Origin of the sequence: Microcoleus sp. PH2017_05_CCC_O_A (assembly GCF_020738785.1) — a bacterium.
GTDB lineage: Bacteria > Cyanobacteriota > Cyanobacteriia > Cyanobacteriales > Microcoleaceae > Microcoleus.
Genome location: NZ_JAEQCB010000025.1, coordinates 1 through 19555 on the forward strand (window position 1 = coordinate 1; position 19555 = coordinate 19555).

Annotated in this window: 18 protein-coding genes; 10 read left to right on the forward strand and 8 right to left on the reverse strand. The window is 46.3% G+C overall.

The window, feature by feature from the left end:
* The first annotated feature begins 417 nt into the window (after positions 1-417).
* Together JGK20_RS07875 and JGK20_RS07880 are read left to right on the forward strand one after the other, a co-directional pair.
* Positions 418-618: a hypothetical protein gene (locus JGK20_RS07875; RefSeq protein ID WP_293155365.1), complete on the forward strand. Its 201-nt coding sequence runs from the start codon at positions 418-420 to the stop codon at positions 616-618.
* Between the two features lie 168 nt (positions 619-786).
* Complete coding sequence (locus JGK20_RS07880; protein WP_293226061.1) at positions 787-2721, forward strand: BamA/TamA family outer membrane protein; 1935 nt, start codon at positions 787-789, stop codon at positions 2719-2721.
* A 189-nt stretch (positions 2722-2910) separates the two neighbouring features.
* Here the strand turns inward: JGK20_RS07880 and JGK20_RS07885 are convergent, their stop codons facing one another.
* A complete protein-coding gene (locus JGK20_RS07885) occupies positions 2911-4242 on the reverse strand; it encodes a HEAT repeat domain-containing protein (RefSeq protein ID WP_293187178.1) in 1332 nt (443 codons plus the stop codon).
* A 249-nt stretch (positions 4243-4491) separates the two neighbouring features.
* Here JGK20_RS07885 and JGK20_RS07890 point away from each other — a divergent pair, with 249 nt between their 5' ends.
* Entirely contained in the window at positions 4492-5691 is a 1200-nt protein-coding gene (locus tag JGK20_RS07890; RefSeq protein ID WP_293229996.1) for an RNA-guided endonuclease TnpB family protein, read from the forward strand.
* A gap of 12 nt (positions 5692-5703) precedes the next feature.
* Here the strand turns inward: JGK20_RS07890 and JGK20_RS07895 are convergent, their stop codons facing one another.
* The 3 genes from JGK20_RS07895 to JGK20_RS07905 all read right to left on the reverse strand — a co-directional run bounded on the left by JGK20_RS07895 (position 5704) and on the right by JGK20_RS07905 (position 7323).
* Positions 5704-5853 carry a hypothetical protein gene (locus tag JGK20_RS07895; RefSeq protein WP_293177818.1) on the reverse strand — a complete coding sequence of 50 codons (150 nt, stop codon included), beginning with the start codon at positions 5851-5853 and terminating at the stop codon, positions 5704-5706.
* A 260-nt stretch (positions 5854-6113) separates the two neighbouring features.
* Complete coding sequence (locus JGK20_RS07900; RefSeq protein WP_293193478.1) at positions 6114-6566, reverse strand: CPBP family intramembrane metalloprotease; 453 nt, start codon at positions 6564-6566, stop codon at positions 6114-6116.
* Positions 6567-6681: 115 nt separating this feature from the next.
* Complete coding sequence (locus tag JGK20_RS07905) at positions 6682-7323, reverse strand: phosphoribosylanthranilate isomerase (protein WP_293196565.1); 642 nt, start codon at positions 7321-7323, stop codon at positions 6682-6684.
* Positions 7324-7457: 134 nt separating this feature from the next.
* On the opposite strand from JGK20_RS07905, the gene psaK reads away from it, so the two are divergent.
* The 4 genes from psaK to JGK20_RS07925 all read left to right on the forward strand — a co-directional run bounded on the left by psaK (position 7458) and on the right by JGK20_RS07925 (position 12170).
* The gene (gene psaK / locus JGK20_RS07910) at positions 7458-7742 is read left to right on the forward strand and encodes a photosystem I reaction center subunit PsaK (RefSeq protein ID WP_293177824.1); all 285 of its coding nucleotides are present in this window, start codon (positions 7458-7460) and stop codon (positions 7740-7742) included.
* 80 nt (positions 7743-7822) lie between these two features.
* A complete protein-coding gene (locus tag JGK20_RS07915; RefSeq protein ID WP_293196563.1) occupies positions 7823-9019 on the forward strand; it encodes a site-2 protease family protein in 1197 nt (398 codons plus the stop codon).
* Between the two features lie 356 nt (positions 9020-9375).
* Positions 9376-11334 (forward strand): adenylate/guanylate cyclase domain-containing protein, encoded by a 1959-nt coding sequence (locus tag JGK20_RS07920; RefSeq protein ID WP_293196561.1) that lies wholly within the window; start codon positions 9376-9378, stop codon positions 11332-11334.
* Positions 11335-11381: 47 nt separating this feature from the next.
* Positions 11382-12170 (forward strand): DUF928 domain-containing protein, encoded by a 789-nt coding sequence (locus JGK20_RS07925; protein WP_293177831.1) that lies wholly within the window; start codon positions 11382-11384, stop codon positions 12168-12170.
* Between the two features lie 255 nt (positions 12171-12425).
* On the opposite strand, the gene JGK20_RS07930 is transcribed toward JGK20_RS07925, so the two are convergent.
* Positions 12426-13175 carry a biotin/lipoate A/B protein ligase family protein gene (locus tag JGK20_RS07930; RefSeq protein WP_293193475.1) on the reverse strand — a complete coding sequence of 250 codons (750 nt, stop codon included), beginning with the start codon at positions 13173-13175 and terminating at the stop codon, positions 12426-12428.
* A 145-nt stretch (positions 13176-13320) separates the two neighbouring features.
* On the opposite strand from JGK20_RS07930, the gene JGK20_RS07935 reads away from it, so the two are divergent.
* Positions 13321-13644 carry a thioredoxin family protein gene (locus tag JGK20_RS07935; protein WP_293196559.1) on the forward strand — a complete coding sequence of 108 codons (324 nt, stop codon included), beginning with the start codon at positions 13321-13323 and terminating at the stop codon, positions 13642-13644.
* A 214-nt stretch (positions 13645-13858) separates the two neighbouring features.
* Positions 13859-15082, forward strand: coding sequence for an LL-diaminopimelate aminotransferase (locus JGK20_RS07940; RefSeq protein ID WP_293229999.1), 1224 nt, complete (start codon positions 13859-13861; stop codon positions 15080-15082).
* A 583-nt stretch (positions 15083-15665) separates the two neighbouring features.
* Here the strand turns inward: JGK20_RS07940 and JGK20_RS07945 are convergent.
* Entirely contained in the window at positions 15666-16064 is a 399-nt protein-coding gene (locus tag JGK20_RS07945) for a hypothetical protein (protein ID WP_293193473.1), read from the reverse strand.
* Between the two features lie 126 nt (positions 16065-16190).
* Positions 16191-16997, reverse strand: a complete 807-nt coding sequence (gene surE, locus JGK20_RS07950; protein ID WP_293177843.1) for a 5'/3'-nucleotidase SurE — start codon at positions 16995-16997, stop codon at positions 16191-16193.
* A gap of 335 nt (positions 16998-17332) precedes the next feature.
* Here surE and pheS point away from each other — a divergent pair, with 335 nt between their 5' ends.
* Positions 17333-18337 (forward strand): phenylalanine--tRNA ligase subunit alpha, encoded by a 1005-nt coding sequence (gene pheS / locus JGK20_RS07955; RefSeq protein ID WP_293204838.1) that lies wholly within the window; start codon positions 17333-17335, stop codon positions 18335-18337.
* 327 nt (positions 18338-18664) lie between these two features.
* Here the strand turns inward: pheS and JGK20_RS07960 are convergent, their stop codons facing one another.
* Complete coding sequence (locus JGK20_RS07960) at positions 18665-19111, reverse strand: hypothetical protein (protein ID WP_293177849.1); 447 nt, start codon at positions 19109-19111, stop codon at positions 18665-18667.
* Positions 19112-19555: the final 444 nt, after the last annotated feature.

The following is a 19555-nucleotide window of genomic DNA, read 5'->3' on the forward strand; positions in this document are numbered from 1 at the left end:
CTGCTTGAGACTGCATGGGCGATCGACTCCTGATCAGAAGGAAGAAGGAAGAAGGAAGAGGGAAGAAGGAAGAGGGAAGAGGGAAGAGGGAAGAGGGAAGAAGGAAGAAGGAAGAAGGAAGAGGGAACAGTGCCCTTCGGCTTCGCTCTAGGTAAAAAGAGGGAAGAGGGAAGAAGGAAGAGGGCTTTTTTTATTGTCGTGAGAGAAGGAAGAAGATATACACGGCAGGCTTGAGCGCGATCGGCATTTTACTTTTAATGAGGTGGATTTACTTAATTTAAGCAATACTTGTAAATAATTGTAACAAAAGAGCAGTCCAAAGGTTAAACTTCATTACAGAGTACAGAATTAGAAATAGAGCGTGATAGTCTCTATTATTATTTCAAAAATACTGCAAACTCAAAGCAGGAGAACACTTTGAACTCTACTTTAAAACGTTACCCGGCTTGCTCCCTGCGCGAAGATGTCAGTGAGTACGTAGCACACCTACAGCTTCACATGACTTTACAAGCTCGAAATTTGCTCCCTACGATTACTACTGCTAAGGACAGCCGCGAACAACTGTTGCAGCAGACTCAGGCTCATTTTGAGAAGCGTGTTTCTCGCCAATCTCTTTAAAGAATTTTTCGGTTTCCCAATTGTTACGATCGCCCACGATCGATTTTTCCCCAAGTTTCATCATCCCAGAAACCCGGTATCTTCAAAAATATCGGGTTTCTTTTCGCGGAATAGGCAGGAGACGCGGTTTTGGGTAAGATGCGTTGAGTATGCTTTAGTTTTATGTTTATGCGAATTCCGATTATTGCATTTTTGAGTTTGGCGGCGGTGGCTGGTGGGGAATTGGCGGCGCGGGCGATCGATGCGACAGTCGTACCGAGTGAGGTGGAGGTTAGAGAAGGAAGCGGAGAAGTTGACAGGCGAGACGCCTATTCCACAAGGGCGCAGAGGGAGGAGGATGAGGTAATTGGTGATAACTTAACGTCAAACCCACCGTCTCTCTTGTTTGTAGCCGAGTTTCGATCCCCCCTAACCCCCCTTAATCAGGGGGGGACAAGAGATATTCTCAAAGTCCCCCTTAATCAGGGGGGGACAAGAGATATTCTCAAAGTCCCCCTTATTAAGGGGGATTTAGGGGGATCTAGACTCGACTACAAGCGACATTTATTATCGGTTTCAGTCTTAAGTTCTCATCAATCGGATGAGGTGAGTGCAATTGTGCGGGATTTGCCAACATCTGATGAGATTGCTGTTGCTCCTGAAGTTCGATCGCCCTCAGCCCAGGACGATCGCCATAAAGATTTTACATCTCTGTTACCAACTGCGGGGACGATCGCCACCAAAGCCGAAATCCCGGAAGCAGTCAACGGCAACGCGCAACAGCTAGGCGGTACTCTACCAATCAGTCAAGGGAGAAATGTTGAGGGCGTTTACGTTGCAGAGGTGAAAATTCGCTTTGTTAATTCCCGAGGCGAAGCTGTTGATAAAAAAGGGAATCCGATTAAGGGGAGAATTTCGGAAGATTTTATCCGAGGCGAGCTCAAACTTAAGGCGGGGGATAATTACAGCCAGCAAGTTGTACAACTCGATTTACAACAGTTGCAACAGTTGGGATTGTTTGACAAGGTGACGGTTTCTACTGAAGAAGTTGGGACGGATATTAATGTAATTTACAATGTCGAAGAGCGATCGGCTCGTTCTGTTGGGGCGAGTGTCACTTTGAGTGATGATGTTGGTGTGGCTGTTCCTCTTTCCTATGTCGATCGTACATTCGGCACAAACGGCCAGCGGTTGTCGGTGGAAATTCAGCCCAGCCTCCGAGGTGTGGAGTACGATGTGCGGTTTGTCAGCCCTTACGTTGCGGCCGATGACCGTTTGGGATACAGTGTGAGAGCTTTTGGCGATCGCAGAATCTCGGAAATTTTCAACAAGGATATTAATTTGCCCAATGGCGATCGAGTTCGAGAAATTCGGATGGGCGGAAATCTCGCTGTTACGCGGCCTTTGGGCGATTGGCGGGGAACTTTGGGACTGAATTATACCAATATCAGCACGCGCGATCGCAATTTAAATCTTGCCCGCCGGGACGTACTCGGCAATCCTCTCACATTCAGCGGTGCGGGCGTTGACGAATTGTATACTGTTTCTTTTGGCGCTACGCTCGATCGGCGAAACAATCCATTCAACCCAACCAGCGGCTCGATTCTCAGCCTCAGTACAGAACAGTCGATACCTCTCGGACGCGGCAACATTGTGAGCAACCGACTGCTAGCAAATTATATACAATATGTACCAGTAACTTTGCTGGGCATCAGCGAGTCGGAAGCTTTGCCAGAAATGTTGGCTTTTAATCTGCAAGGGGGGACGGTAATTGGAGATTTGCCACCGACGGAAGCGTTTCGCCTGGGCGGCCGCAATTCTGTGCGGGGTTACGACGGCGGGGAAATTGGCAGCGGGCGGAGTTATTTTTTGGCTTCCGGCGAGTATCGGTTTCCGGTTGGTAGGGATGTGGGTGGCGTGATATTTGTTGATTTTGCGTCGGATTTGGGAACGGGTGACAGCGTGTTGGGAAAACCGGCGGTAGTCAGGGATAAACCTGGGACTGGGGCGGGTGTTGGTTTGGGTGTTAGAGTGCGATCGTCCTTGGGATTAATTCGCTTGGATATGGGTGTCAGCGATGACGGGGAAATCAAATTTGTACTCGGTACAAAACAGCGATTTTAAATAGTTGATAGTTGTAGGGGCGGTGCCCCCGTGCCCGCCCTCTTCGTTGACAGTTGACGATAAAGGTACAAAGGTACGTTGTTGCGCTTCAGCGCTCTTTCCTGATATTTATGAAGAGCGCTGAAGCGCAACAACGTACCTAATTTGTTTTAGGCAATTGAAAATTGCTATATTTAGGCTCGTAACTGCTTAACGCTTTGGTTTCTTGATATCCATCAGTTTCGGTTTCACCGCCGGAGTGCGCGGGTAAAACTTAAACTTATTGAGCGCCGCACTTGCCGATTTGGCCACACCGCTATCTGTATCTCGCAAAGCTCTTTGCAAGAGCGGAATCACTTTTTCAGACTTAATCATTGCTAGTGCTTCCACAGCAGCTTCGCGCACTTCCGGGTTGAAATCTTGAGCTAATTTACCCAAGGTTTCTATGGCTCGCTGACCGTCGGTTCTCAAAGCATTAGCCGCACCCATTTTACCTAAAGCAGACGCTGCAAATTTGCGAGTTTCTGTGTCCTGACTTTGAACGCATCCCATCAACTGCGCCACCGATGAGTAGTTTGGTGTTTGTCTGGGAGATTCAAGCGTTTGTCTGATTTCGAGTTGTTCTAAATCAATTGATTGTGGTTCGGAAAATTCTGTGTAATTTAACTCTTGTTCAACTTCAGGTTGATTGAACTCAGGTTGATTGAACTCAGGTTGATTGAACTCACTTGATGGTTCTTCTTGCCAAACTTCTTGTTGTGGTAAATCCGATGTAAATTCTGTTGGATTTAACTGACTGAACTGTTGCTCCGGGATTTCTTGTTGTTGTACATTACTCTCGTATTGCTCTTGCAAAGACCTGATAGTAGCTTGCATCTGAGCTTCGCGAGCTTGAAACTGCTCGTGAGCGGCTTGCAACTGACTTTCGTATTGCTGTTGCAAAGCCTCCGTCGTTGATTGTATGTCAACTTCGCTGTTCCCATATTGCGAGGCAGCTTGTCTCAATTGAATTTCGTGTTGTTTTTGCAGGTTTTGAAAATGTTCATCCATCTGAGCTTGATAACTGTCATGCAATTCGTCAGAAAGTGTGAGTATATGACGTTCGTGTTCGGCTTGCAAAGATTGTATATTTTCCTGAAGCCTAGCATTGTGAGCGGCCTCTAATTCCTGGGTGAATTGTCGCATCTGCTGCTCGTGGGCGCCTGCAACTTGTTGGAGCCGATCGCGTTCTGCTAAAACTTGTTGGAGTCGATTTTCGTATTGAGTCGCAACTTGTTGAATCTGATTTTCGTATTGAGTTGTAACTTGTCTGAGTAAATTTTCGTGTTCAACAGTAGCGCTTCTAAACCGATCTTCTCCTTCTCGGTGTGGAGATTCGGTAGTTTGTTGCATTCGAGATATCTGAGCTAGTTCTATATCCTGAGCTATTCTGCGAGTTTGCAGCAAGTGTTCTTGCTTTTGCTTGTGCAACCGCTTTTCCACTAACCAGTAAGCCGCTGCTATCCCCGCCAAAAAACCTACGATCGCTCCTATGATTTCCACAACTGAGCTCCTCCGGAAAATATAGTGATGCTGGACTTTTTACAATTTAACCATACAGCCGGGAAGTCCCGCGCTCTACCTGTACAATCCGTGAGCGTCGGGATCAAAGGCGAGCGAGTTGACGATTACAGCCGAGCCGCATAACACGCAGCGTTTGAGGTTTGAGGCTGGATGAGAAAACAAGCCAACTTATTGACAACGGCAAAATCCTTGTGTTAATCTTTTACCATAAACACCGATAGCTGATAAATGCCGAAAGCTTACAAGTTCCGAATCTATCCCAGCGCCCACCAGCAACAGTATTTTGCTGGTGCTTTTGGCTGTTGTCGATGGTTTTGGAACTATAGTTTGAATAAGAGCCAAGTAACCTACAAGGAAACTGGTAAGGGATTGAGCAGATTGGCTATTCAAGGTATGCTACCAGCGCTCAAGAAGGAATACCCTTGGTTGAAAGATGGGGCATACTCACAAAGCTTGCAAGTAGTAGCACTGAATCTATCAACTGCTTACAAAAACTTCTTTGAGAAACGTGGTGGGTTTCCTAGCTTCAAATCCAAGCACAACAGGCAATCTGTCAGCTATCCCCAGAATGTGAAAATTCTGGAGAGCACTATAAAATTTCCGATTATTGGTGAAGTCAAAGCCAAGATTCATCGCCAGTATGATGGCACGATCAAAACTGTAACGGTATCCCAAAATCGAGATGGTTCGTATTTTGCATCGGTACTTGTTGATGATAAAATTGGCACTCCAGATGCTAATATCGAAGGAAAAGCAATTGGCTTAGATGTTGGGCTAACTGATTTCTTGGTCACGTCTGACGGCTCTAAGTACAAGCATCCTAGAGCAACCGCTAAACATCGTAAAAATCTGAAGCGCAAGCAACAGAAGCTAAACCGAAAAGTCAAAGGCAGTAACCGACGGAATAAAGCCCGGAAGTTAGTAGCCAAGGTGAATTCTAAAATCAAAAGAGTGCGTGAGGATTTTCTGCACAAGCTATCCCGCAAGATAGTCAACGAAAACCAAGTAATTGTAGTAGAAGATCTAAATATCAAAGGAATGGTAAGAAACCATTGCCTAGCCAAAGCTATCTATGATGCTGGCTGGGGAATGTTTGGAACAATGCTTAAGTATAAAGCCGAGGCAGAAGGCAAGGTCTATTTAGAGATTGACCGATTCTTTCCTAGCTCCAAAACTTGTAACCATTGCTTGTTCAAAGTTTCTAAAATGAATTTGAAAATACGCCAATGGAAATGTCCTAAGTGTGATTCTGTGAATGATAGAGATATCAACGCAGCGCTAAACATTAGAGACGAAGGCTTGCGGTTTTTGGCGTTGGGAATCAGCGCTACTGCCAGTGGACGCAATGTAAGTCAACCCGGAAGAATCTCGGTTCTTTCGGATGCTGTTGCGGTGGAAGCTGGAAGCCCACTCTCTACCGCAAGGTGAGAGTTGGGTAATTCACCCATATAGCCTCTTGTAACCGCCCAAGAGCAGCAGCCAGACTGTCACTCCCAGCCAGTGAATCACCACCGCAGGCCAGATGGAACCGATGAGCAGGTATGCGATGGAGCACGCTACTCCCAAAACAGCGGCGAGTAGCAAAAACACGGGATTCTTGACATACCTCCTCGTCCTGAAGGAGCGAGGATTCCTTGACGCTTCACAGCAATGTGCTACCGAAGTAGTCTTACCCTCGCTCTGCGTCCGTTTAGAGTCTCCCAATGCCCTGTGGCGACTATGTTTCATTGTACTCAAGCCTAAAGCTTATTGTCTTCAGGGATGTAGTTAAACATTGCCCCTCGGAACTGTCTAGGTACGCTCTCATCGTAGCTATTTCAACGTGTCTTGAGCCTGTAGACTTCTCTATTTTAGCACAAAGCCGTCCTAAAAGGACGGGGTTTTAAACCCATTTTTCTGATAAAGGTCGATCGACCGATCGGATAAAAAGTCAGCGCGTTGAGCGGGTGGTAAGCTACAAACAGCACCAAACTGGAGCATCCCCAAAACCACAGCATTAGCCCAGAAGCATTCTCAAAAGCGTGCGGGAGCATTAACACGCGGAAAAAAACTTCCTCAGTCAGCCCCGGAGTTAACAAACAGCCCGCGAGCACTCCCGCAATTATCGGCCCGGAGGTTTGCACGTCTACTTTCAGAAATCCCGACCAAAAACCGATGGGAAGTGCGATCGCGCTATAAACTAGCACCAGCAGAGCTACAACCAGCCAATCGGTGAAATCGGGAATAGTTGAAAAAGCGTGGGTGAGGCGGCGTGCTAGCAAGTCGAAGGGAAGAAGCGAGAATAAAGAGAGAAAAGGAAGCATCTCAGTTTTTGCTTTTATAGTGCGAGCGTCCCCGCTCGCTTGGTTCTATCAACAAGCGAGCGGGGACAGCACTCAAACACAAAAAATGCTTTTTACAACAATGAGATACTACCGTTTATTTTAAAGCTTTTAATCGATCGAATAACTGAGCAACTTTGGTCAAATCTTTATCTCCCGGCGCTATTTCTACGCCGCTCGAAAGGTCAACACCGCTGAAGTTATTGCCGATCGCGCGATCGATCGCATTTAAAATATTATCCGGTGTTAAGCCGCCCGCCAGCAGCCAAGGACAAGCTGGTTTAAACTCTGCTAACATCATCCAATCTATAGTTTTGCCAGTACCGCCAAGTTGAGCCGGATGGTAAGCATCCAACAGTAAAGTATCGACACGCAGGGCGTAAATTGCAGCGGTGGCTAACGTTTCATGACTCTTAACTCTCAAAGCTTTGATAATTTCAATTCCCGGCAAAAACTCGCGCAGCCGATCGCAATATTCCGCTGTTTCATCTCCGTGCAGTTGCACCCCACTTAAATTTGACTCTGCCGTTACTTGACAGATATTTTCTATTGTGGTATTTGCAAACACGCCAATGCGATCGACATTTTTCGGCAACTGTTCGACAATCAGGCGAATGGTTTCGGGGCTGACATAGCGCGGGGAAGCGGGTACGCAGATAAACCCCAAAGCTTGGGCTCCCAAACGGGCGATCGCCATTCCCTGGTCTAATTTAGTGATTCCGCAAATTTTTACCCGCACTCTTTTTCCTCTGTGCTGAATTTGTATCAAAATATAAACGAATTGTTAACTATTAAAACAAATCTTAGTTTAATGCAAAATACTTTTTATAATTTTCTAAATCAATTAATCTGTGAAATCCGGAGCATATAAACATGATTAACTCATCTTTGCTGTTAGCCGTACCATCTGCCACTGCCTTAACGGTGGAGTGGACACCAATGGTAGGACTGACAATGATTATATGCAACTTGCTGGCGATCGCGATCGGCTACTACGGCATCAACAAACAAAACCGAGGCAAGGGCCCAGCTTTACCCGTTGCAGTCCCTGGAATGTTCAAAGGCTTCGGCATCCCAGAATTGCTGGCCACAACCAGCTTGGGCCACTTGCTCGGGGCAGGAGTAATCTTGGGCTTGGGTAACGCCGGAGTGCTTTAAAAATCACGGTTTGGGAAAGGCAAGGGTTTGAAAAGATATAATAGAAATTCATTCTTCCTCTCCTTTCCCAGGAAACTTTCATGCAGACAGGTTGGCGAATCGGCTCTTTATTTGGCATCCCGCTACTAATAGATTATTCGTGGTTTATAATTTTAGCCCTAGCAACCCGCGAATATGCCAGCAGTTACCGATTGTGGGGATCTGCGCTCTCCTGGAGTGCCGGGTTCGCAATAGCTTTGCTACTATTTGCTTCCGTACTGTTGCACGAATTAGGGCACAGCTTGGCGGCGATGTCGCAAGGCATTAAAGTTAATTCTATTACTCTATTCTTATTTGGCGGAGTAGCTTCGATCGACTCTGAATCAAAAACTCCGGGTCAAGCTTTTCAAGTAGCTATTGCTGGCCCTCTCGTCAGCTTTGCGCTGTTTTTAATCCTCGGTTTGGGTTCTCAAGTTTTCCCCCAGACAAGTTTGCTATCAATTATTACAGAAAAAGTAGCAGTAATCAATCTAGTTTTGGGATTATTTAACTTGATTCCCGGGCTGCCTTTGGACGGAGGACAAGTTTTAAAAGCAGCAATTTGGAAAATCACTGGTTCTCGATTTGCCGGCGTGCGTTGGGCTGCAAAAACAGGACAAATTTTGGGTTGGTTGGCTGTTGCTTTCGGTGTCAGTTTATGTTTGTTAGCGCGCCAGTACGGCGGTTTGTGGATGGCGCTGATCGGCTGGTTTGCGATTCGGAATGCTAGTAGCTACAGTCGCTTTACTTCGTTGCAAGAAGCGCTGCTCAAAACTAAGGCCGCCGATGCAATGAGCCGCGAGTTTCGAGTTGTCGATGCAAATTTGAGTTTGCGAGAATTTGCCGATCGCTATTTGCTAGAAGTCAATCCCTTTCCATTTTACATCGCTGCGACCAACGGGCGGGATTTGGGCTTAGTGTCGATCGACGATATCCGCTGCACAGAGCGCAGTCAGTGGCAAATTCAGACTTTGCACAACATTTTGCAACCCCTGGAAAAAACCCCCACAGTCTCCGAAAAAGCATCCATTGCAGAAGTAATTAACAGCATGGAAGCCCGCCAACTCCCGCGAATCCTCGTCCTTTCGTCCATTGGTGCAGTCGTAGGGACGATCGATCGGGGCGACGTGATGAAAGTTATGGCAAAATACCTCAAACCCAAGATTTCCGAAGCTGATATCAAGCACAGCAAAGAAGAAAACAGTTATCCCCTGGGATTGCAGTTAAGTGCGATCGCTAAAACCGTACAAGAAAATTAATTTAAAATGGGGCATCAATAATCCAGATTAGTCACAATTTCAGGTTTCATTCAGTTGACAGTTGACAGTTGACAGTTGACAGCTTGATAGCTTGATAGCTTGATAGCTTGATAGCGACATCTACCTAGAAGGAAGAGAATTGGAATAATGAATAGTCTTCTTTTTTTAAAGTTATCCCGATGGGGGGAGAGGCTTTAAACCAATTATTTCTGCTAAATAGGCGTGCATAAATAAACTCAACCTAAAAAGCTAATTTCCTTGCTGTCAGGAACTTATGACCCACGGTATTGTTCTGTTAATTATGACCGCCTACATAGCACATTTTTTTGTCCAAGATGGTTAAAACAAAAATTCTTATGCCCAATCTTTTTAAGATATTTCATCAATTGGGAGAGAAACGTTGTAGTTGGAAAAAGTTAAGTTTTTCCTTACCCTTCGCTGATTTACAACCTCTTGCCGTCACCTGCATTGTCGTGACAGGAACTCTCTTAGGAGTGCGACATTTAGGTTGGTTGCAGCCCTTGGAATTGAAGGCTTTTGACTTGATGGTACAGTTGCGCCCCGATGCAGGCCCTGACCCGAGGTTGCTAGTAGTGACAGTCACAGAACTGGACATTCATACTTTTAAGAAATGGCCAATCTCTGATGGAGTTTTAGCGAAGGCGATCGCCTCCATAGCGCGTCTCGAACCCGTCGCTATTGGTCTGGATATAATCCGCGATATCCCCTACGAACCAGGAAACGCAGAATTGGCAGCTCAATTCACAAACCCCAAACTCATCCCGATTACTTTCATCGGCAAGTCAGAGTACGATCGCGCTCTACCACCTCCCAACATACCCAAAGCACGGATAGGATTTAACGATTTAGTAATCGATCCAGACGGCATAATTCGCCGGAGCTTGATCTTTCGTTCCAACGGACAATCCACTCTCAGCTCATTTGCGCTCCGGCTGGCTTTCAAATATATTGACAGTAAAAAAATTCCTTCAACACTCACAAAAGATCAAGAAATAAAAGCAGGAAACACAGTCTTTTCGCGACTGCGATCGGACTCAGGAGGTTATCAGACAATTGACACTGGAGGCTATCAAATCTTGCTCAATTATCGCTCTCCTGAAAATACGGCAAAAACCGTGACACTCACTCAAGTTTTGGAGGGAAAACTAGACCCCGAATTGGTGAAGGGTAAAATAGTGATAATCGGGGTTACAGCCCCAACTACAAAAGATGTCTTTTCTACCCCTTACAGCGCCACTGCCAGCGACAACCGCATGATGCCTGGAGTCTTTATTCATGCAGCGGCAACTAGCCAAATTATTAACGCAGCTTTAGATGGCAAAAATCTATTTTGGTTTTGGGATGAATGGCAAGAAATGCTCTGGATAGCTGTTTGGGGAGCAGTTGGCGGCTGTTTAGCTTGGCGGCTAGAAAATACGATCAATTTCATAGTCAGCGCGATCGCACTTAGCGGCATATTATGGGGATTCACATTTTTTCTATTCACTCAACAGGGGTGGATATCACTGGCCTCACCGACACTAGCATTTTTGATCGCCCCAGCAGTTGTAATCACATACAAGTACCAGCAGTCAAAGCAGCAGCAAGAAATTGTGATGAAATTATTAGGACAGCAAACCTCACCGGCGATCGCCAATGCCCTGTGGAAAGAGCGCGTCCATCTCCTCCAGTCGGGCCTATTGCCGGGGCAAAGACTAACTGCTACAATGATCCTGACAGACTTGCAGGGTTTTAGCACTATTTCCGAAAAATTATCCCCAGAAGTAGTAATGCCTTGGTTAAATGAATATTTATCAGCAATGGCCGAGGAAGTGCAAAAACATCAAGGGGTGATTAATAAATTTACCGGAGATGGAATGCTGGCTGTATTTGGTGTTCCTATCCCCCGCACAACTCCCGAAGAAATTGCCGAAGATGCTCGCCTTGCGGTATCTTGCGCCCTAGCTATAAGTGCGTGCTTACCAGCCCTGAATCAAAGTTGGATCGATCGCGGTTTGCCGTCGGCAAAAATGCGAGTCGGAATTTTTACAGGGCCGATAATGGTGGGCAGTTTGGGAGGCAAAACCCGTTTAGAATATGGAGTAATCGGTGATAGTGTCAATATCGCTTCTCGCCTGGAAAGCTGTGAAAAAGATCGGCAAGAGGACACCTGCCGCATTTTAATTGCCGAAGAAACCTTAGTGCATATTCAAGGAAAATTTGAGGTAGAATCTTGGGGAGCTTTACCTTTAAAAGGCAGGGAGCAAAAAGTTAATGTCTATCGCGTCTTGGGAGGAGAAAGATCGTCCAAGTAAAAATAGACAACATATCTTACAAACATCATGCAAATCCTAGAAAAAAAATGACTAAATTTACACTAAAATCCCTCGTCTTTAGTTCCATATTGTTGATAGGAGCATTTAATGCTTGCCAATTTGCAAGTGTGGGACAGCCAACGCCAGATAATGTGGGCCAGCCGCGCAATACTGTACCGGGAGGGCCGCGCTTCGCTCAGCCCCGTGAAGATATGGAGCAATCGCCCCCTCGATCGCCCAGATCGACGACGCGCGGTAACTGTCGCAACAGCGAGCTAAATGCAATAAATCTCACAGGCTTAGTCCCTCAAAATAAAATCTCACGAACTGTTTCCGAATATCCAACATTCTTTTTCTACTTGCCTCCAACAAGGGCGGAATCAGCCGAATTTATCCTACTAGATCCAAGCGGCAAGCAGATTTATAAACAGACTCTCAAAGTTGCCAATTTATCAGGAGTAATCGGCGTTAGTATCCCCGCTAACAAGAATGTGCCTCCCTTGGAAGTAGGCAAAAAATACACTTGGAATTTTACAGTGATTTGCGAGGCTGAAGAGAGATCTGCCGATCTGCTCGAAATTGGTACTATACGGCGAGTTGATCTCAGTGCAGATATCCGCAGTGAATTAGAAAAGGCAGATCCGCGGCGGAAAACAGCTATTTATGCTGAAAATGGGATTTGGCAAGATGCTCTCAGCAATTTAGCTGCTGCTCGTCGCGATCGCCCTTCGGATACAATGCTGGATGCTGATTGGGAAAGCTTGCTAGATGCAGTGAAATTGACCAAAATTGCCAAACAGCCGATCGTCCAAGTGCAAACTGAGCCAAAACCATAAGCTCTACAGCATTTAAATTTAACTTTTTGGGTGTTGCCAAGAGCGCCCACCCCACAAGCATGATACCAAAAATCTTTTGTGGAACGGCCATCTTGGCTGTTCCCAAAAGATGAGGTACGTTGTTGGGCTTCAGCCCTCTTAGTAACAGTATTCGTAGGGTGCGTCGCCACCAACAATCCCTCAAAAAAATCGACAATTTCACGGCATCGACCTGTAGGAGATTACAGATTAAATTCTATAGAATTCTTTCAGCTATCAACAAATAGATTTTTTTTGAGTCAATTCCCAAATATCCTCCCATTCCTCCTCCGAAAGTGGCCGCACCTCCAAATCAATATCAAAACAGCGACAAGCCGCCGCACTCAAAGCATCAATTACAGTTGCAATCAAATCATCTCTCCCTTCAGATAGAGGTAATTTCACAGGAATTAATTCCTCCCCAAAAACCTGAGAAAACAAACCAATATCCGGCTGCAAACGCATCGAACCATGCTGCAAAATAGCATCACCACGGCGCAATTGCGCGCTACCAATTAACTTGCAGCCATCAACCGTCACCAAATCCGCACCCGTCGCCGTACCAAAACAATTGGGATTGTGAATGTAACCGCGCCCAGCTTCCCCGTAGTGCAAATCCACACCGATCGCCCGCCAACCTTCAATCAAAAACTCGCATATAGTGTGATAAGCTTTCAAGCGGCTGCTCTCAAATCCCGACGCCACAACTGCATAAGTCAAATCCCCTTGGTGGAGCACAGCGCGCCCACCGCTAGGGCGTCTCACCAACTCCAGAGGCTGTCCCTCCCAAGATAGCTGCTGCCAAAATTCCGGCCAGCGCTGCTGGTGGTAGCCCAAGGAAATCGCCGTCGGTGCCCAGGTGTAAAATCGCAGAGTTGGCGGATTTTTCCCCGCTAGATGCTTTTCTAGCAGCCATTTGTCGATCGCCATCTGCACCCTACCAGACGCGGACAGCAGCGGAATTAAACGCCATACAGAATTAGCCATCAGTCCCCATTCCTGAGTTTATACTCAATAAGTTCGCAGGATGTTTTAAAATTAGAAACAGTTTTTTGTGCCTGTCTTTTAATTTGGTGCAAGTTTAACGCCCGCCCGTGCTTTAAAAATAATCAGGAAAAATCATCGTACAACCATGAGCAACAGTGTAATTGTCATTAACGACGAAAAATTTGAAACAGAAGTCCTGAAAGCAGAGCAACCAGTGCTTGCCTATTTTTGGGCATCTTGGTGCGGGCCTTGCAAACTCATCGCGCCCTCGATCGACTGGATGGCTGCCAACTACAGCGACCTAAAAGTGGTTAAAATGGAAATTGACCCCAATCCTGTTACTGTCAAACAGTATAAAGTAGAAGGAGTTCCAGCACTCAGACTGTTTAAAAATGGCGAAGTAGTCCTTTCCCACGAAGGAGCTATTACCAAACAAACATTGCTCGGTTTGCTAGAAGGTCACTTATAAAATTTTGAAATGATTCGGGAGTTTCCAACTCCCCACCCACAACTAGATCCATCCCCAATAAATTTTCAACATCTCTCCTTTCTCTTCAATCTCTCTCTTCCTCTGCGCCCTCTGCGCTCTCTGCGGTTAAAAAAAAATGTCTGAAAAACATCAAAAATAATCAGTTTTCAGCAATTTTAAATGATTGATTAATATCAAGAAAAATACAAAAAATATGCAATTTGCCAAACGTTTACAACCCCTAAAATTTAATGTATTTGCCGATATGGATCGGGCAAAAGCTCTAGCAAGAGCCGCCGGACAAAATGCGATCGACTTGTCTCTGGGTTCTTCCGATTTGCCTGCGGCTGCTCACATTACAGATGCGATCGCCAATTCCCTATCAGATCCTAGCACCCACGGCTATTTACTGTTTAACGGAACCCGCTCTTTCCGGGAAGCAGCAGCTTCCTGGTACGAACAAAAATTTGGGATTTGGGTCAATCCCGAAACAGAAGTGCTGCCGCTAATTGGTTCCCAAGAAGGCACCGCGCATATGCCTTTAGCTGTGCTCAACCCCGGAGATTTTGCTTTGCTGCTAGATCCGGGCTATCCTTCCCACGCGGGAGGTGTGTATTTGGCGGGCGGTCAAATTTACCCGATGCCAATATTAGCAGAAAATCAGTTTTTGCCTGTTTTTGAAGATATTCCGATGCCTGTTTTGGCTCAGTCGAAGATGATGGTTTTGAGCTATCCTCACAATCCTACAACTGCGATCGCCCCGCTGGCATTTTTTGAGAAAGCAGTGAATTTTTGTCGCCAACACGAGCTCGTTTTAGTTCACGATTTCCCCTATGTCGATTTGGTGTTTGACGATTCCGTAGGGGCGGTGGATGGTGCGTGCCCGCCCTCCGATATCCAGGAATTTCGTAAATTGATGGCGCCGTCGATTTTTCAAGCCGATCGAGATAAGAGTGTGGCGATCGAGTTTTTCACGCTATCAAAATCCTACAATATGGGAGGCTTTCGAGTTGGATATGCGATCGGCAATCCCGAACTAATTACAGCCCTGCGACAAGTAAAAGCCGCAGTAGACTTCAACCAATATCGAGGGATTTTGAACGGAGCCAGCGCGGCATTAACGGGCCCCCAAGATAGCGTCACCACCAGCGTCGAAACCTTCAGAAAACGCCGGGATACCTTTGTAAATGCGCTAAGGGCGATCGGCTGGGAAGTGCCCGTACCCCCCGCCACCATGTACGTTTGGGCGAAACTACCAGCACCTTGGGCGTCGGATTCGGTGAAATTTTGCACTCAGCTAGTACAGAGTACAGGAGTCGCAGCATCCCCCGGCGCCGGTTTCGGGAAATCAGGAGAAGGCTACGTGCGATTTGCCTTAGTTGAGTCACCTGAAATTTTGGAAGCAGCGGTTAGAAAAATTGCGGAATTTCTCAATTAATTGCTCAGTTAAAAAGATTGTATTCATGCACTCTCCTCTCTTGAAATTATCTGCGTTTATCTGCGTTTATCTACCTATATCTGCGGTTAATTTATCAATCCAAGATTTATTAAATCATCTCGTGCCGGCTCAATTAACCGCAGTAAGATTCGTTCGTAGTGCGGACTTCAGTCCGCAGCCTGAGTATAAGTAGATGAAACTAACGAAAAATTACCAGAAAGAATTGGTTGAAAGCAAGAAAGCGAGTGAGGAAGAAATTAAAATCAGACTATTCATTACTCCAATCCTCTTCCTTCTAGGTAGAGGTCGCTCTCAAACTGTCAACTGTCAACTGTCAACTGTCAACTGTTGAACAATTCTTAAAAGTAGCCCTACTCCTGGGAATTGGTATAAGTTGAAAATGCTAGAACTGAGGCACACCTAATCAGAAACCGGGTTTTTCACAAAAAAACTTCGTTACAGCCAATCAAAACCCTAAAAACCCCGGTTTCCAGCAGTCGGAATGCGTAAGTATTCTCTCGTTATCTCTACCTAACGGAATAGATATTTACCAGTAATATCTGTCACAATTTATGTTGAAATATTAACGCGAGACATCTTGGGAATTGCCAGTTCCGCTCACCCACTCTAAAAATCCTTGAAATGAACTCTGTCGGGGTAGCGATTGTTCTGTAGCTGCGATCGCACATCCCAAAAATACCACGCTTCCCAAAATTGCCAGTAACGGAAAATGCTTGCCCAGCCCAAAGTCCCGCTGAAGGCGAGCTAACGGCCTGCTCTCGCGCCTGAGCATCTTTCCCACCGTCAGTTGTTTGAGACTAAAAGGATCGCGGACAAAATGGCCGCTCCAGCTAATTACCATATGAGAATGGCAGTGGGGACAGGTGAATAGTCCGCTGACCATTCCGACTGGGCCCACGACGCTGGAACGGTTGCAAATCGGGCAAGTGACAGAATGAGTGTTATAGGTGGGAGCGTTCATAACTGCTTTTCTTGAGTAAAAAACCAACAACCAATTGAGAGCCTGCGTTAACGCCTAGGGCATATACCTTCATAGGCACTTTATCCTTAATTCCTAGTTTACAGCGGCGATCGGGTCGATCGGAGCTCACTGCTTGGGAAAACTTTCAAATTGCCAATCTCGTAACGAGTGCAAATCGGGAACACAGGTGAGATTGTATTGCAGCGGAGTAACGGTAATTTTATTGTCGCGAATAGCTTGTACGTCTGTAGGAATATCATGCCAAACTGCCGATTCGGAGGTTTCTTCCACATCTTCTAACAATTCCCCAGCCAGCCAATAATAAGTTTTGCCGCGCGGATCGGTGCGCTTTTGAAATATGTCGAAATAGCGGCGAATGCCTTGACGGGCGATCGCAACTCCGGTAATTTCTGCTTGTGAGACTGCTGGTATGTTGACATTCAACAGTGTCGGTTTTGGCATTGGCTGTTTTTCCAACTGTCGTAGCAAGGTGACAGCGAAATCCACCGCCGGCCCAAATTCCTGCGAAGTATAGCTGGCGAGGCTGAAAGCAATGCTGGGAATGCCTTCCATAATTCCTTCCATCGCAGCCGAAACCGTCCCCGAACAGATGATGTCCGTGCCTAAATTCGGCCCGTGGTTGACGCCAGCAAGGACAAAATCGGGCGGTTTGTCAAGTAAAGCCCACAAAGCTAGTTTAACGCAGTCGGCGGGAGTACCCGAACAAGCCCAAGCTTTGACGGCGGGGTCAAAAACAGATTCGACAATTTCGGCGCGGATGGGTTGGTGCAGTGTAAGGCCGTGTCCGGTAGCGGAGCGCTCTCTGTCGGGACAAACTACGCTCACAGAGTGGCCTGCGGTGGCGAGAGCGTTGGCGAGGCTGCGGATGCCTTGTGCAAAGATGCCGTCGTCGTTGCTAATTAAAAGTTTCATTGAAATTTTTAGAGGCCTGAGAATAATCTTAAACTAGATTCAAGTAGGGCGATCGGTTTTACTTGCAATTATCTATTACCTATTACGCATTAAGCAGCCACCGGGTGCATCTCAGTTTTGCTTTTAACAGTGCTGTCCCCGCTCGCTTGCTTATAGAACCAAGCGAGCGGGGACAGCACTGTTGTAAAAAGAAATGTTTTTTGCAAACAAAAATGAGATGCTCCCCAGCGATCAATCTAAAATCTACAAGTCAGCCACACCAAAATTGCGCTAAACTCAGCTTGGCCCAAAATCGCCATCAATCTAAAATCTAAAACCTAAAATCTAAAATCAAAATGACTGTCCAGCTCAGCGACATTGAAACTCAACTAGAAACCCTGGGCCAAGAGTCCAAAAGTGCGATCGCAAGTGCGAATACCCTCGAACAACTCGAACAGTTACGCCTTGGCTACCTAGGCAAAAAAGGCCAACTCTCTCAAATTTTAGGCATGATGGGCAAACTGTCGGCAGATCAGCGGCCCAAAGTAGGCGCGATCGCCAATACTGTAAAAGAAGCCCTACAAGCCGACTTAGAAGACAAGCGCGCCACTCTCCAAACCGCCCAAATTCAAGCCAAATTAGCCTCAGAAACCCTCGATGTTACCATGCCGGGGATTTTTCGCCCTCAAGGTCGAATTCACCCCTTAAACGCCGTCATAGACCGCGCTCTCGATATTTTTGTCGGCCTCGGCTACACCGTCGCCAACGGCCCGGAAATGGAAACAGATTATTACAACTTCGAGGCGCTCAACACTCCGCCCGACCACCCGGCGCGGGATATGCAAGATACATTTTACCTGCCAGGTGGCGACTTGCTGCGGACTCAGACATCATCCGTGCAAATTCGCTACATGGAACAGCACAAACCGCCGATTCGGATTGTCTCTCCCGGCCGCGTTTATCGCCGCGATACTGTTGATGCTACTCACGCGGCAGTTTTCCACCAAATTGAACTTTTAGCTATTGGTGAAAATCTGACATTTACTGACTTGAAAGGCACAATTAAAGAGTTTTTGCGACAAATGTTCGGGCAAGATTTGCCGATTCGTTTCCGCACGAGTTACTTTCCGTTTACAGAACCTTCTGCTGAAGTTGATTTGCAGTGGAACGGCAAATGGCTGGAAGTTTTGGGCTGCGGTGTAGTAGATCCTAATGTTCTTAAAGGAGTCGGTTTAGATCCAGAAAAGTATACTGGATTTGCAGCCGGTTTTGGGGTGGAGCGGTTCGCTATGGTACTTTATGAAATTGATGACATTCGCCGGGTTTATGCTAGCGATTTACGATTTTTGCGGCAGTTTTAAGTAGTGGCTTGAGGTAGGTTTTACTCTGAAGGTACGTTGTTGCGCTTCAGCGCTCTTTAGCTAATATTAGAAAGAGCGCTGAAGCGCAAGAACGTACCTAATTTGTCTGACGACAATAAAACCGCCCTGGGTTTTACTCTGACTGTAGGGGTTTTGGTTAATGTAGATCGATGTTTTGAGTTTCGATCGACCTGACAAGGCGAAAAAACCTAATATCCTGTCCGAAGAGAGCGAGCGCCGTAAGCTTGGTTTGTAGTGAGGACTAAAGTCCTCGGGAAAAGAAGGACTAAAGTCCTCACTACAAACCTACTGAGTATGATTTATTTTCTACTTGCTAAAAGCACCTTTGATACTGTCAACAGCGCGCTCCACAGCATTCTTTGTGTTATCTACTGCTTTCTGTGTGCGAGCTGAATCTTCTTCTGCTCTTTTCTCAATTGTAGCTGCATCTTTCTTGGCTTTGCGCTCGACTACACTACCATCTTCTGATGCTCGATCGACTTTAGCAGCATTTGTCTTGGCTGTTTCCTTCACCTTCTCTTCTGTATCTCGGATGAAGTTCTTGGCTCTTCCGGCATCTGTGCTGGCTTTGTCTTGAACTTTATCGCCTATATCTGCTGCTGCGATCGAGCTTACAGCAAGAGAGGCCATTGCTGCGGTGTTCGAGAAAAATGCACCCTGCCAAGCAAATGCCATCGCTGACACGCAAAGCACAGTTGCAGCCAGATAGCGCCCGAGAGTCGAAAGCCGTTTGGTAAAATAATTCAGTTTCATAGAGTACAAAATGAGATATAACATCCTATTTGTACTCGATTGGCGCGATCGGCTAAACCATTCTCCAGATAGAGGTTATCCAGCGACGAGCGGTTAAAAAAAATCCGTCTTTTGATAGATTGAAACCAAAAAATCTCGGTCGATTGGATATTTTAGATGTGAGATTAAATAATGGAAGAATTCACTGCAAAGCCGCGGTTTGGGAGGTTTAACTAAGGTCTGTTGATTTTTATATTGAAGAGTGGAAGAATTGACTTGCAGCGCAGTGAATCTGGGGGACTCTCCCACTGTCAGTTGTTCGCGGTAATTTTAAGTTATGTCGATCGACTCTCACGCATTTCAACCGTTGACTGTTGAGTATTGACTTGAGTATTGACTCTCCCACCCTCCCCTACTCTCCCACTTTCTCCCTGCCCCGCTCTACCATAACGAGCAATTTACAGG